Genomic DNA, 12,863 nt, shown 5'->3' with positions numbered 1-12,863 from the left:
CATGCGTCAACTCTGGCTTGACACGAGCGCTCTGTCAAGAGGTGGTTGACATCCCGGTGCGGTGCGCATCCCGGGGGGCAACACGCCGTCAGACGTCCCTCCCGCGCCGTCCCGACCGACCCGACGGAGAATGCAGGGCATGGACGAGGCCGTCGTACTCCTGTTCATCACCGGTGCGCTGGCCGTCACGGCCGTCGCCCGGCACTGGGACCTGCCCGCTCCCCTCCTGCTCGTCACCGTGGGCCTGGGCGTCTCGCTGATCCCCGTCGTCCCGCACATCGAGCTCGGTCCCGAGGTCCTGCTGGGCATCATCCTGCCGCCGCTGCTCTTCTCGGCCGCCACCGGCAGCTCCTACCAGGACTTCCGCACGTCCCTCCACGCGATCGTGCGCCTCGGGGTCGGGCTCGTGATCGTCACCGCCCTGGCGGTCGCCTGGGTCGCGACGCTCCTGCTCCCCGACCTGCCGTTCGCCGCGGCGCTCGTGCTGGGCGCCGTCGTCGCTCCACCCGACGCGGTCTCCGCGGCCGCGGTCGGCCGACGGCTCGGGCTGCCCCGCCGGGTCATGACCCTGCTCGGAGGCGAGAGCCTCATCAACGACGCGACCTCCCTCACGCTGTACAAGGTCGCCCTCGCCGGCGTCGCGACGGGTGCCTGGGTGTGGACCGAGGGCATCGGGGTCTTCACGCTCGCCGTCGTGGTCGGCGTGGGCGTCGGGCTCGTCATGGGCATCGGGATGCATGCCGCCCGCCTGCGGCTCGCCGACCCCCTCCTGACGAGCGTCGCCGGGATCATCCTCCCCTTCGCGGCCTACTGGATCGCCGAGGAGCTCAGCGGGTCGGGGGTGCTGGCCGTGGTCGCCGCAGGCCTCTACCTGGGCCACACGGCCCCGACCGCGGGCTACGAGACACGACTCGTCGAGGAACCGCTGTGGGACAGCCTCGACCTGCTGCTCGAGGCCATCACGTTCGCGCTCATCGGGCTCCAGCTCAAGTCCGTCGTCGAGACCGTCGTGGACTCCGACGAAGGGCTCAGGACGGCGGTCTGGGTGTCGCTCGCAGCCCTCGCCACGACCATGGCGATCAGGCCCTTCTGCGTCTTCGCGACGTCCTGGCTCGACCGTGTGCACCTGCCCGGCTCGAGACGCGCGCGCGGCGACCGGCTCGACTGGCGCGAGTCCCTCGTCGTCTCGTCCGCAGGCATGCGCGGTGTCGTCACGCTCGCCGCCGCGGCCGCGATCCCCGTGACGCTCGGCGGCGCCGAGTTCCCCGGCCGGGCCACGATCCAGCTCGCGGCCTTCACGGTCGCGATCGGCACGCTCCTCCTGCAGGGCGTGACGCTGCCCTGGGTCATCCGGGCGCTCGGCGTCGGCGGAGAGGACGAGGCCGCGAGCGACGCCGCCGAGGAGGCACGGGTCCGCCGGCTCATGGCCGAGGCGCAGGCCGAGGCCATCGCGCACGCCACGAAGGAGTGGGCACCCGTGATCGGGGAGGAGAAGGCCGAGGCCACCCGAGCGGCGATGTCCGCCGCGATCGTCGGTCGCGCCCAGGCCGCGGCCCGTCTCCTGTCCCCCGAGTCCGAGGCCGAGGAACCGGTCGAGCAGGCCCCCGTCCGGGCGCGCCCCACGGGCGGACGCGCCTTCCCCGTCGCCCGGCCCGGCGACCGGTCGGAGGACCTTCGGCGGCTCAACGCGCTGCGCGCCGACATGAACAGGGCTCAGCGACAGGTGCTGGTCGACGAGCGCGACGCGGGACGCCTCAACGAGGCCGTGATGCGCAGGATCCTGCGCGAGCTGGACATCGAGGCCGAGGCGCTGGCCGAGTCCTGGGTCAACCGGATCTGACGGGACCCGTCAGAGAAGGCCACCGTGCTCGACGACACCCTCGGTGAACTCGAAGTGCCACGGTTCGTAGGCGCCGCCACCGCCACGCTTGGCCCACGACGGGTTGGCCCAGCCGTACAGACCGCCGTTCTTGTTGATCCACGAGTAGACCTCGCGGTTCCCCGTCTCGCTCGAGCACAGGTCGATCGCGAGGCCCCAGCCGTGGAACGAGGTCCCCGGCTTGGCGGCGAACGCCCCGCGCGACCCCTTGAGGGAGACCTGCGAGGCGATCGTCCGGTAGCTCGAGACCAGGCACATGTCACGGCCGAACGTCGACCGGAAGGCCTCGTTCATGGCCGACAGCGCCACCGCCGCGTCCGGACGCAACGACTCGCCCGGCTGCCACAGGTCGCACAGCTCGTGGCCCGTGAGCTTGCCGTTGGCGCTCGTGACCTTGACCGTCGGGTCGCAGTCGGGCAGCGGGGCACGTTCGACCGAACGGCTCGCGGCCTGGGTCCGGCCGTCGATCTTCGGAGCCGACGCGACGTACTCCGACGTGGCCTCGGCCGCGGTCGGGTTGTTCACGAGGTCAAGCGCGCTCGGGCCGGTCGGCCTGCCGTCCGGCCCGAAGGGGGCCGCCGGGCCGTCCTGCGCACCGGCCGAGAGCGGCATGGCGATGGTAGCGACCGCGAGCGTCCCGAGGACCGCCATGCGAGGGGCCCAGCGCTGATGAGAGGGGATCTCCGCCCGACGACGTCCCTTGTGCCCGGTCTCCGCCTCGCGCCGAGCGCGCCGGGAGTCGGAGGACTGGGACGTCGACATCGACTCCACCGGACCTCCGCTCGAAGAACCACCCGGACACCTCACGGTGGCCAGGGCGGCACTGACGACATGAACGCCGCACCTCGCAGAAGGGATGAGCCTCCTGTACCGGAGGAACCGTGCGAGACGAAGCATCGGACACGATATCCGTGGGCGCGTGGGAAGCCAAGTCCCCTGCTCAACGAGCTGCGGGCGGCCCGAGGCGACCCGCTCAGTGCACGCGCCGCTGCATCGCGTCCCGCACCTCGCCGACGAGCTCCTCCAGGATGTCCTCGAGGAAGACGACGCCCAGAGCGCCCGGACCGCGGTCCGGTGCGGCGCCGTCGGGCAGCGCGGTCACGACGACCGAGCCGTCCGAGACGCCGCCCTCGCGCTCCGAGGTCCCCTCGTCCACGCGCGCCAGGTGCGCGCCCGAGCGCTGCATGGCGCGCAGGGTGTCCTCGATCTCGTCGCCCGGCTCGGCCGTCGCGAGCGCGCGCACCCGCCACGACGGCACCGGCCGGAAGCGGTCCTCACCGCTCGCGTACAGCACGTCCTTGAGGTGCAGGTACCCCACGAGCTCGCCGTGCACGTCGGCCACCGGGAAACGGCTGAACCCCGTCTTGGCGACCAGGCGCTCGATCTCGTCGGGCGTGCACCCCTCGACCACCGTCACGAGACGGTCGACCGGCACCATGACCTCGGCCGCCGTGCGCTCCGAGAACTCGATGGCCCCCGAGAGCAGGCCCTGCTCGTCCTGCAGGAGCCCCTCGGCCTGCGAGTGCTCCACGATCGACTGCACCTGCTCGGCCGTGAAGACCGACGCGACCTCGTCCTTGGGCTCCACCCCGGTCCAGCGCACCACGTGGTTCGCGAGCCAGTTGAGCGAGACGATGATCGGCCTGAGGATGCGACCCAGCACGACGAGCGGCGGACCGAACCACATGACGGCCTTCTCCGGTCCCGACACCGCGAGGTTCTTGGGGACCATCTCGCCGAGCACGACGTGCAGGTAGACCACGATCGCCAGCGCGATCACGAAGGCGATCGGGTGCGTCAGCGACGGGCTCACACCCAGGGCGTGCAAGGGCACCTCGATGAGGTGCGCGACGGCCGGCTCCGCGACGACACCCAGCCCCACCGAGCACACCGTGACGCCGAGCTGGGCGCACGCGAGCATGAGCGAGACGTGCTCCATGGCCCACAGGACCGTCTGCGCCCGGCGGTTGCCCTGCGCCGCGAGCGGTTCGATCGCGCTGCGCCGGGCGGAGATGATCGCGAACTCCGCGCCCACGAAGAACGCGTTCGCGGCCAGGAGGAACAGGCCCAGGAGGAGGGCTGCGGTCGAGCTCATCGCGCACCTCCGGGCGTCCGGGGGGAGCCGCCCGCGCGCGGGGCCGCGCCCGGCGGGGGTCCGGGCGGCGCGAGCACTCGCACCCGCAGACGCTCGACGCGGCGCCCCTCCATGGCCTCGACCCGCAGCACGACGTCGCCGGCCCGGACCTCGTCACCGACCTCGGGCACCCGGCCCAGGTCGGCCATGACGAGCCCGCCCAAGGTCTCGTACGCACCGTCCTCGGGGACCTCGAGCGCCGTCGACTCGCGGAGCTCGTCCGGCCGGATGACCCCCGGCACGATCCACGAGCCGTCGGTCCCGCGGGCCACCCCGGCCCGTCGGGGGTCGTGCTCGTCCGCGACGTCCCCCACGAGCTCCTCGACCACGTCCTCGAGGGTCACGACCCCCGACGTCCCGCCGTACTCGTCGACGACCACGGCCATCTGCAGGCCGAACCCGCGCAGCTCGACGAGGAGCGGCCCCAGTGCGACCGTCTCCGGGACGCGCGGGGCGTCGACCATGAGCGCGGCCGCGGGCACCTCGGCGCGACGCTCGTGCGGCACCCCCACGGCACGGCGCAGGTGGACCAGGCCGAGCACGTCGTCGCGGTCCTCACCGATCACGGGGAAACGGGAGTGCCCCGAGGTGCGGGCGAGCGCCACGACGTCCTCCGCCGTGTCGTCGCGACGCAGGACCACCATGCGCATGCGGTCCGTCATGACGTCGACCGCGCTGAGCTCGTCGAGCTCGATCGAGTTGGTCAGGAGCGTGGCCACCGAGGTGTTCAGGGTGCCCTCCTGGGCCGACCGCTTGACGAGGGCCGCGAGCTCGGACGCGGAGCGCGCGCCCGACAGCTCCTCGCGCGGCTCGACGCCCATGCGGCGCAGGATCGCGTTCGCCGAGCCGTTGAGCACCGAGATGACCGGGCGGAAGAGCTTGGTGAACTGCCGCTGGACCGGGACGACCTGGCGGGCCGTCGCGTACGGGGTCGACAGCGCGAAGTTCTTGGGGATGAGCTCGCCGAAGAGCATCGAGAAGAGGTTCACGACGACGAGCGCCAGGACCACCGCCAGGACCGTGGCCGCGCTCGCGCCGAGGGCCGTGCTCCCGAGGGCGTCGCCGATGAGGTTCTGGAGGGCCGGCTGGGCCGTGTAGCCGAGCAGGATGGTCGTGATGGTGATGCCGACCTGCGCCGAGGAGAGCTCGGTCGACAGGTGCTTGAGACCGGCCCGGACGCTGCGGTCGCGGCGGCTGCTGCGCGCCTGCGTCCCGGGGACGTCCGCCTCGCGCGCGCCGTCCGGCGCCGCACCTCGTGCCGTGCCCTGCCCGGCGACGTCGGCGTCGTCGTCCTCATCGCTCCCCGGCCTGGCCAGGACGGCGGGGTCGAGGGTCACGAGGGAGAACTCGCTCGCCACGAAGACTGCGGTACCTGCGGTCAGGAGCACCCCCAGCGCGACCATCAACCAGTCGCCTACCACGGGGTGCTCCACGGATATCGGGGTGCGCTCTTCATCGTGGAGACGATGTTATCGGGCCAAGGCGCGGCGTCCATCCGGAGCGGGTGCGCCGCTCCCGGCTCCTGACCAGCACCGGACGAGCACCTGACCAGCACCGAACGCCCACCGGAACACCACGGACACCGGCCGATCTTCCGTCCGTCGTGCGACCATCGTCGCCCCCTTTGTGCCACGCTGGTGCCATGACAGCCAGCGCATTCCCCACCGGCACCGGCGCGACGAGCGCTGGTGGTCCCGCAGGCACACCCGCGCAGTCCGCGAACATCCTCGTCGTCGAGGACGAGCCGGCGATCGCCACGGCCATCGCCCAGCGCCTGAGCGCCGAGGGCTGGCGCGTCGAGGTCGCACGCGACGGGCTCTCGGGCGTCGAGGCCGCGACCCGCCTGCGACCCGACGTGATCGTGCTCGACGTGATGCTGCCGGGCATCGACGGCCTCGAGGTCACGCGCCGCATCCAGGCCGAGCAGCCCGTCCCCATCCTCATGCTGACGGCGCGCGACGACGAGACGGACATGCTCATCGGGCTCGGGGTCGGCGCCGACGACTACATGACCAAGCCGTTCTCGATGCGCGAGCTGGTCGCCCGGGTCAAGGCGCTCCTGCGGCGCGTCGACCGCGCGGCCCAGGCGGCGACGTCGACCCCCACGGACCCGCCCATGGTCGTGGGCGACGTCGTGATCGACCGCGCCCAGCGGCGCGTGCACCGCGCGGGCGAGGAGGTCCACCTGACCCCCACCGAGTTCGAGCTGCTCGTCATGCTGGCCAGCTCGCCCAAGACCGTCCTCACGCGCGAGCGTCTCCTCGCCGAGGTCTGGGACTGGGCCGACGCGAGCGGGACCCGCACGGTCGACTCCCACATCAAGGCGCTGCGCCGCAAGCTCGGACCGGACCTGATCCGCACGGTCCACGGGGTCGGGTACGCGTTCGAGCCCCCGGTCGCGTGACCTCCGGCCCCCGGACCATCCGCCCCCACCTCCCGGACGTCCGGCCCCTCGACTCGTTCCGGTCGCTCAAGATCAAGCTCGGCGTGCTGGTCTTCGCGACCGTCACGCTCGCGGTCCTCATCACGTGGCTCGGGCAGCAGAACAAGCTCGGCCCGACCCGCACGTTCCCCCTCGCGATCGTGCTCTCGCTCCTGCTCACGCAGATCCTGGCGCGCGGCATGACCTCTCCCCTGCGCGAGATGACGGCGGCCGCGCAGTCCATGGCCGACGGCGACTACACCCGGCGCGTGCGAGCGACGAGCCGCGACGAGGTCGGCCAGCTCGCGGTCGCGTTCAACATCATGGCCGAGGACCTGGCGTCATCGGACCAGATGCGGCGAGAGCTCATCGCGAACGTGTCGCACGAGCTGCGCACCCCCATCGCGGCGCTCCAGGCCCAGCTCGAGAACGTCGTCGACGGCGTGAGCGAGGCGAACCCGGCGACCATGGAGATGGCGCTCGCCCAGACCGAGCGCCTGACCCGCCTCGTGACGTACCTCCTGGACCTGTCCCGGATCGAGGCGGGTGCTGCGGCCCTCAACTTCCAGGACATCCCGCTCGGCGACTTCCTGGAGGAGAACGCCGACGCCGTCTCGATGGTCGAGGCCGGCAAGCAGCTCCAGTACGTGGTCGACGTGACCCCCGAGGACCTGACGCTGCCCGCGGACCCCGAGCGGTTGCGCCAGATCATCACCAACCTGCTCCAGAACGCGATCCGGCACTCGCCCCAGAACGGCGAGATCCGCCTCGAGGCCTACCCCGTGGACGACGACGTGGTGATCGAGGTCATCGACCAGGGACCGGGCATCGCGAAGAAGGACCGCGAGCGGATCTTCGAGCGCTTCGCGCGGGGCAACGCCCCCTCGCAGGGCCACTCGTCGACCGGGGGGACCGGGATCGGGCTCGCGATCGTGCGCTGGGCGGTCGACCTGCACGGCGGCCGCATCGAGGTCGCGGACTCCCTGCAGGGCGCGACCATGCGACTGACCTTCCCTGCCCGTCCTCAGCCTCACACGACGGGGCTGCCGGACGACCTTCCGGAGATCCTGGGACATCCCGGGACACCTCGGCCGACCGGCCAGGAAGGGCGCTCTCCGGACGCCACCGAGTGAGATCTTCGTCACACTCGGTGGCGTCCATACCCGGGGATGGTCTAAACGACCTGACCTTTGGTCAGCGAACAGGTCGCTGTTGCCCCCCTGTTTGCCTCTGGCAGACGTCCCGTGAAGAACCGGCCGACACCCTGCACATTTCCGCCGACCAGCGCCTCGGCGAGCGGGTGGGAGGGCCTAGGCTTGACGGGTCCGGTTCCGGACTAGGTACCCGATATCCAGTGACGATCAGTGGTGAAAGTGGGCGATCCTCGCGTGTCCCCGAAGGCTGAGTCAGAGTCGATCAGCGCAGCAAGTTCTGTGTTCGGCGCCAACGAATGGCTCGTCGACGAGCTCTACGAGCAATACCTCAAGGACAAGAACGCGGTCGACCCCGCGTGGTGGGAGTTCTTCGCGGACTACCGTCCCGGGGACAAGGCGAGCGAGGTGAACGGGAGCAGCACGCCTGCCGCCCCCGCCGCCGGGACCACGACGCAGCCCGTCGCGACCCCGGCCCCCGCGGTCCAGATCCCGGCGAACGCACCGGCAACGCCGCCGGCCCGCACGGCCGCCGTCCCCGCGACCGACGGCTCGGCCGCCGGCGAGTCGGCGCAGCGCCCCAAGTCTCCCGTGGTCCCCGCCGACCCGACCGTCAACGCCGCGATCGCGGCCGTGAAGGCCAACCGCCCGGTCGCGACCGCGCAGCCGGCGACGGCCCCCTACGCCGCGGTCGCCGCTGCGAAGTCGAAGTCCGACACGCCCGACGCCGCGGACGACGTCCAGAAGCTGCGCGGCCCCGCCGCGCGCGTCGTCGTGAACATGGAGGCGAGCCTCGAGGTCCCCACGGCGACCTCCGTGCGCGCCGTGCCGGCCAAGCTCATGGTCGACAACCGCATCGTGATCAACAACCACCTCGCCCGTGGGCGCGGCGGCAAGATCTCGTTCACGCACCTCATCGGGTACGCGCTCGTCGAGGCCCTCGGCGAGATGCCGGCCATGAACGCGAGCTACACGCAGCTCGACGGCAAGCCTGCGGTGAACAACCCGGCGCACGTCAACTTCGGTCTCGCGATCGACCTCGCCAAGCCGGACGGCACCCGCCAGCTCCTCGTGCCGAGCGTCAAGAAGGCCGAGCAGATGGACTTCGCCCAGTTCTGGGCGGCCTACGAGGACCTGGTCCGCCGGGCTCGCGGCAACAAGCTCACGGTCGACGACTTCGCCGGCACCACGATCTCGCTCACCAACCCCGGTGGCATCGGCACCGTGCACTCGGTCCCGCGCCTCATGCAGGGCCAGGGCACGATCATCGGCGTCGGCGCCATGGACTACCCCGCGGAGTTCGCGGGCGCCTCGGTCGAGCAGCTCGCGCGCCTCGGCGTCTCGAAGGTCCTGACGATCACGTCGACCTACGACCACCGCATCATCCAGGGCGCCCAGTCCGGCGAGTTCCTGCGCATCCTCGGCACCAAGCTGATCGGAGAGGACGGGTTCTACGACCGCGTCTTCGCTGCGCTGCGCATCCCCTACGAGCCGGTCCGCTGGACCCGCGACAACACGACGGACGCCGAGATCGAGGCCGCCAAGCCCGCCAAGATCGCCGAGCTCATCCACTCGTTCCGCTCGCGCGGCCACCTCATGGCGGACACCGACCCGCTCGCCTACCGCCAGCGCAAGCACCCGGACCTCGACGTCCAGACCCACGACCTCACGCTGTGGGACCTGGACCGCACCTTCCCCACGGGCGGGTTCGGCGGCAAGACCAAGTCGACGCTGCGCGACATCCTCGGCCTGCTGCGCGACTCGTACTGCCGCTCGATCGGCATCGAGTACATGCACCTCGCGGACCGCGCCCAGCGCCGCTGGCTCCAGGAGCGCCTCGAGTCCGGGTACGCCCGCACCCCGCGCGAGGACCAGCTGCGGATCCTGCGCCGCCTGAACTCCGCGGAGGCCTTCGAGACCTTCCTGCAGACCAAGTTCGTCGGCCAGAAGCGCTTCTCGCTCGAGGGTGGCGAGTCCGTCATCCCGCTGCTCGACGCGGTGCTGTCCAAGGCGGCCGACGGCGGCCTCGACGAGGTCTGCATCGGCATGGCGCACCGTGGCCGCCTCAACGTCCTCGCGAACATCGCGGGCAAGAGCTACGCGCAGATCTTCGCGGAGTTCGAGGGCAACCAGGACCCCAAGAGCGTCCAGGGCTCGGGCGACGTCAAGTACCACCTCGGCACCGAGGGCACGTTCTCGGCCGAGTCGGGTGCGCAGACGCGCGTCTACCTCGCGGCCAACCCCTCGCACCTCGAGGCGGTCGACCCGGTGCTCGAGGGCATCGTGCGCGCCAAGCAGGACCGCATCGACCTGGGCGGCGACGGGTTCTCCGTCCTGCCGATCCTCATCCACGGCGACGCGGCCTTCGCGGGCCAGGGCGTGGTCCCCGAGGTCCTGAACCTCGCGCAGCTGCGCGGGTACCGCACGGGCGGCACGATCCACGTCATCATCAACAACCAGGTCGGCTTCACCACGGGCCCGTCCTCGTCGCGCTCGACGCTCTACTCGACCGACGTCGCCAAGGGCTACCAGGTCCCGATCTTCCACGTGAACGGTGACGACCCGGAGGCGTGCGTGCGCGTCGCCGAGCTCGCCTTCGCGTTCCGCGAGCAGTTCGACCGCGACGTGATCATCGACATGATCTGCTACCGCCGCCGCGGGCACAACGAGGGCGACGACCCCTCGATGACGCAGCCGCTCATGTACAACCTGATCGAGGCCAAGCGCTCGGTGCGCAAGCTCTACACCGAGAACCTCGTCGCACGCGGCGACATCACGCTCGAGGAGGCCGAGCACGTCCTGCAGGACTACCAGGCCCAGCTCGAGCGCGTCTTCACCGAGACCAAGGAGGGCGGCTTCACCCCGTCGCCCGCGACCGAGCCCGTCGCGGGCCTGGAGCGTCCTGAGTCCCAGCGTGAGGACGCCGGCACGATGGTCGGGTGGAAGACCGCGATCGACCAGTCGATCATCGAGCGCGTGGGTCAGGTGCACGTCTCGCCGCCCGAGGGCTTCACGGTCCACCCCAAGCTGGCTCAGCTCCTCGAGAAGCGCAACCAGATGTCCGCCAACGGCGGCATCGACTGGGGCTACGGCGAGCTGCTCGCGTTCGGCTCGCTGCTCGTGGAGGGCACGCCCGTGCGCCTTGCCGGGCAGGACTCTCGTCGCGGCACGTTCGTGCAGCGCCACGCCGTCCTGCACGACCGCGAGACGGGTGCCGAGTGGACCCCGCTGCTGTACCTGTCGGCGGACCAGGCGAAGTTCTGGGTCTACGACTCCTCGCTGAGCGAGTACGCGGCCCTCGGCTTCGAGTACGGCTACTCGGTCGAGCGTCCTGACGCCCTGGTGCTGTGGGAGGCGCAGTTCGGCGACTTCGTCAACGGCGCCCAGACCGTCATCGACGAGTTCATCTCCTCGGCCGAGCAGAAGTGGGGCCAGAACTCCTCGGTCGTCATGCTGCTGCCGCACGGCTACGAGGGGCAGGGGCCGGACCACTCGTCGGCGCGTATCGAGCGCTTCCTGCAGATGTGCGCCGAGAACAACCTCACGGTCGCGCAGCCCTCCACACCGGCGTCGTACTTCCACCTGCTGCGTCAGCAGGCGTACGCCCGCCCGCGTCGTCCGCTCGTGGTGTTCACGCCCAAGCAGCTGCTGCGTCTCAAGGCGGCCGCGTCCGGGGTCGAGGACTTCACGACCGGCACGTTCCAGCCGGTGCTCGGGGACCCGACGGCGAACCCCGCGTCCGTGGACCGCGTCCTGCTCTGCACGGGCCGCGTCTACTACGACCTGGTCGCCGAGCGCGCCAAGCGTGGGGACGACAAGACGGCCATCGTCCGCCTCGAGCAGCTCTACCCGCTCGACGTGGACGGCATCCGCCGGGAGCTCGCCAAGTACGCGGGCGCCGAGGTCGTGTGGGTCCAGGACGAGCCGGAGAACCAGGGTGCGTGGTCGTTCGTCCACGTGAACCTGCCCGAGGACCTGCCTCGCGTCCGGGTCGTCTCACGCCCCGCGTCGGCCTCGACCGCTGCCGGTACGGCCAAGAAGCACCAGGCACAGCAGGCCGTCCTCCTCGAGCAGGCGTTCGCCCGCTGAGCAGGACCCGCACGCTGAGCCTCTGAGGGCTACGACGAAGGCCGCCTCCCTGGACGGGAGGCGGCCTTCGTCGTGCGTGCGCGGGAGGTCTACCAGCGGCCGTGGACCTGCTCGCGCAGGTAGCGGTCGTAGATCTCCCGGACGCCCGACGCGAAGAGGGGGCCGAGCACCTCCGCGGAGCCGGCCTCGGCGTTGGCGCGGGCCTGGTCGACGTTGCGGGCCCCCGGGATCACGGTCGAGACACCGGGCTGCTGCCAGATCCAGGCGATCGCGGCCTGGGCCGGGGTCACGTCGGGTCCGAGCACGTCGTGCACGAGCGCGGTGAACTCCCCCGCCGCGGTGAGGCCGGTCGCGAAGTCGACCCCGGAGAAGGTCTCGCCGACGTCGAACGCGGAGCCGTCGCGGTTGAAGCTCCGGTGGTCGTTCTCGGCGAACGTCGTCTCGCGCGTGTACTTCCCGGACAGCAGGCCCGACGCCAGCGGGACGCGGGCGATGATCCCCACCCCTGCCTCGGAGGCCGCGGGGAGCACCTCGTCGAGGGGCTTGAGCCGGAACGCGTTGAGGATGATCTGGACCGTCGCGACGCCGGGGCGCGCGATGGCCGCGAGCGCCTCGTCGACGGTCTCGACGCTCACGCCGTAGGCCGCGACGGCCCCCTCGGCCACGAGCGTGTCGAGCGCGTCGTACACCTCGTCGTCGTCGACGACCGACGACGGCGGGCAGTGGAGCTGGACGAGGTCGAGCCGGTCGGTGCGGAGGTTGCGGCGCGAACGGTCCGTCCACTCGCGGAAGTTCGCGAGCGTGTAGCTCGCGGGCTCCTGCGGGGCTCGTCGGCCCATCTTGGTCGCGACCGTGATGCCTGCGCCGGGGTTGTCCGCGAGGTAGGACCCGATGATCTCCTCGCTGCGGCCGTCGCCGTAGACGTCGGCGGTGTCGAAGAAGGTCACGCCCGACTCGGCCGAGGCGTCGAGCACGGCGCGGGCGTCGGCCTCGCTGACCTCACCCCAGTCCGCCCCGAGCTGCCAGGTGCCGAGCCCGACGACCGAGACCAGTCGTCCGGTGCGTCCGAGCACTCGTCGTTCCATGTGTTCCTCCTCGTCCTGCGGGTGGTGCTCCCGCTCCCGGAAGGACCGGGGACGGTGCGTCGCTGGGCCGTGCCCCCGAGAGGGTGGCGCAACCGGGTTCTAC

8 protein-coding genes are annotated in these 12,863 nt (G+C 71.4%); 4 read left to right on the top strand and 4 right to left on the bottom strand.

Annotated elements, in window-relative coordinates:
* The first annotated feature begins 139 nt into the window (after positions 1 to 139).
* A complete protein-coding gene (locus tag ACZDYF_RS02455) occupies positions 140 to 1,840 on the top strand; it encodes a cation:proton antiporter (protein ID WP_475052857.1) in 1,701 nt (566 codons plus the stop codon).
* Positions 1,841 to 1,849: 9 nt separating this feature from the next.
* Here the strand turns inward: ACZDYF_RS02455 and ACZDYF_RS02450 are convergent, their stop codons facing one another.
* From ACZDYF_RS02450 to ACZDYF_RS02440, 3 genes are all read right to left on the bottom strand, one after another.
* Complete coding sequence (locus ACZDYF_RS02450; RefSeq protein WP_191790808.1) at positions 1,850 to 2,641, bottom strand: M15 family metallopeptidase; 792 nt, start codon at positions 2,639 to 2,641, stop codon at positions 1,850 to 1,852.
* 211 nt (positions 2,642 to 2,852) lie between these two features.
* The gene (locus ACZDYF_RS02445) at positions 2,853 to 3,974 is read right to left on the bottom strand and encodes a hemolysin family protein (RefSeq protein WP_191790809.1); all 1,122 of its coding nucleotides are present in this window, start codon (positions 3,972 to 3,974) and stop codon (positions 2,853 to 2,855) included.
* The gene (locus ACZDYF_RS02440) at positions 3,971 to 5,434 is read right to left on the bottom strand and encodes a hemolysin family protein (protein WP_475052846.1); all 1,464 of its coding nucleotides are present in this window, start codon (positions 5,432 to 5,434) and stop codon (positions 3,971 to 3,973) included. The genes ACZDYF_RS02445 and ACZDYF_RS02440 overlap by 4 nt, the downstream gene beginning before the upstream one ends.
* A 221-nt stretch (positions 5,435 to 5,655) precedes the next feature.
* Here ACZDYF_RS02440 and ACZDYF_RS02435 point away from each other — a divergent pair, with 221 nt between their 5' ends.
* From ACZDYF_RS02435 to ACZDYF_RS02425, 3 genes are all read left to right on the top strand, one after another.
* The gene (locus tag ACZDYF_RS02435) at positions 5,656 to 6,417 is read left to right on the top strand and encodes a response regulator transcription factor (RefSeq protein WP_225227495.1); all 762 of its coding nucleotides are present in this window, start codon (positions 5,656 to 5,658) and stop codon (positions 6,415 to 6,417) included.
* Positions 6,414 to 7,568: a sensor histidine kinase gene (locus ACZDYF_RS02430; RefSeq protein WP_475052840.1), complete on the top strand. Its 1,155-nt coding sequence runs from the start codon at positions 6,414 to 6,416 to the stop codon at positions 7,566 to 7,568. The genes ACZDYF_RS02435 and ACZDYF_RS02430 overlap by 4 nt, the downstream gene beginning before the upstream one ends.
* 255 nt (positions 7,569 to 7,823) lie before the next feature.
* Positions 7,824 to 11,675 carry a multifunctional oxoglutarate decarboxylase/oxoglutarate dehydrogenase thiamine pyrophosphate-binding subunit/dihydrolipoyllysine-residue succinyltransferase subunit gene (locus tag ACZDYF_RS02425; protein ID WP_475052834.1) on the top strand — a complete coding sequence of 1,284 codons (3,852 nt, stop codon included), beginning with the start codon at positions 7,824 to 7,826 and terminating at the stop codon, positions 11,673 to 11,675.
* Between the two features lie 89 nt (positions 11,676 to 11,764).
* Here the strand turns inward: ACZDYF_RS02425 and ACZDYF_RS02420 are convergent, their stop codons facing one another.
* Positions 11,765 to 12,760, bottom strand: a complete 996-nt coding sequence (locus ACZDYF_RS02420) for an aldo/keto reductase (RefSeq protein ID WP_204809648.1) — start codon at positions 12,758 to 12,760, stop codon at positions 11,765 to 11,767.
* Between the last annotated feature and the right edge of the window lie 103 nt (positions 12,761 to 12,863).

The sequence above is a fragment of the Oerskovia sp. PE-21s genome (genome assembly GCF_056158145.1).
This window is presented reverse-complemented; position numbering and strand designations above follow the sequence as displayed.

What these genes read in the sequence shown, in the direction of transcription:
- ACZDYF_RS02420 (WP_204809648.1), bottom strand. Translation starts at nt 12,760, where the DNA reads ATGGAACGACGAGTGCTCGGACGCACCGGACGACTGGTCTCGGTCGTC.
- ACZDYF_RS02450 (WP_191790808.1), bottom strand. Translation starts at nt 2,641, where the DNA reads ATGTCGACGTCCCAGTCCTCCGACTCCCGGCGCGCTCGGCGCGAGGCG.
- ACZDYF_RS02455 (WP_475052857.1), top strand. Translation starts at nt 140, where the DNA reads ATGGACGAGGCCGTCGTACTCCTGTTCATCACCGGTGCGCTGGCCGTC.
- ACZDYF_RS02445 (WP_191790809.1), bottom strand. Translation starts at nt 3,974, where the DNA reads ATGAGCTCGACCGCAGCCCTCCTCCTGGGCCTGTTCCTCCTGGCCGCG.
- ACZDYF_RS02435 (WP_225227495.1), top strand. Translation starts at nt 5,656, where the DNA reads ATGACAGCCAGCGCATTCCCCACCGGCACCGGCGCGACGAGCGCTGGT.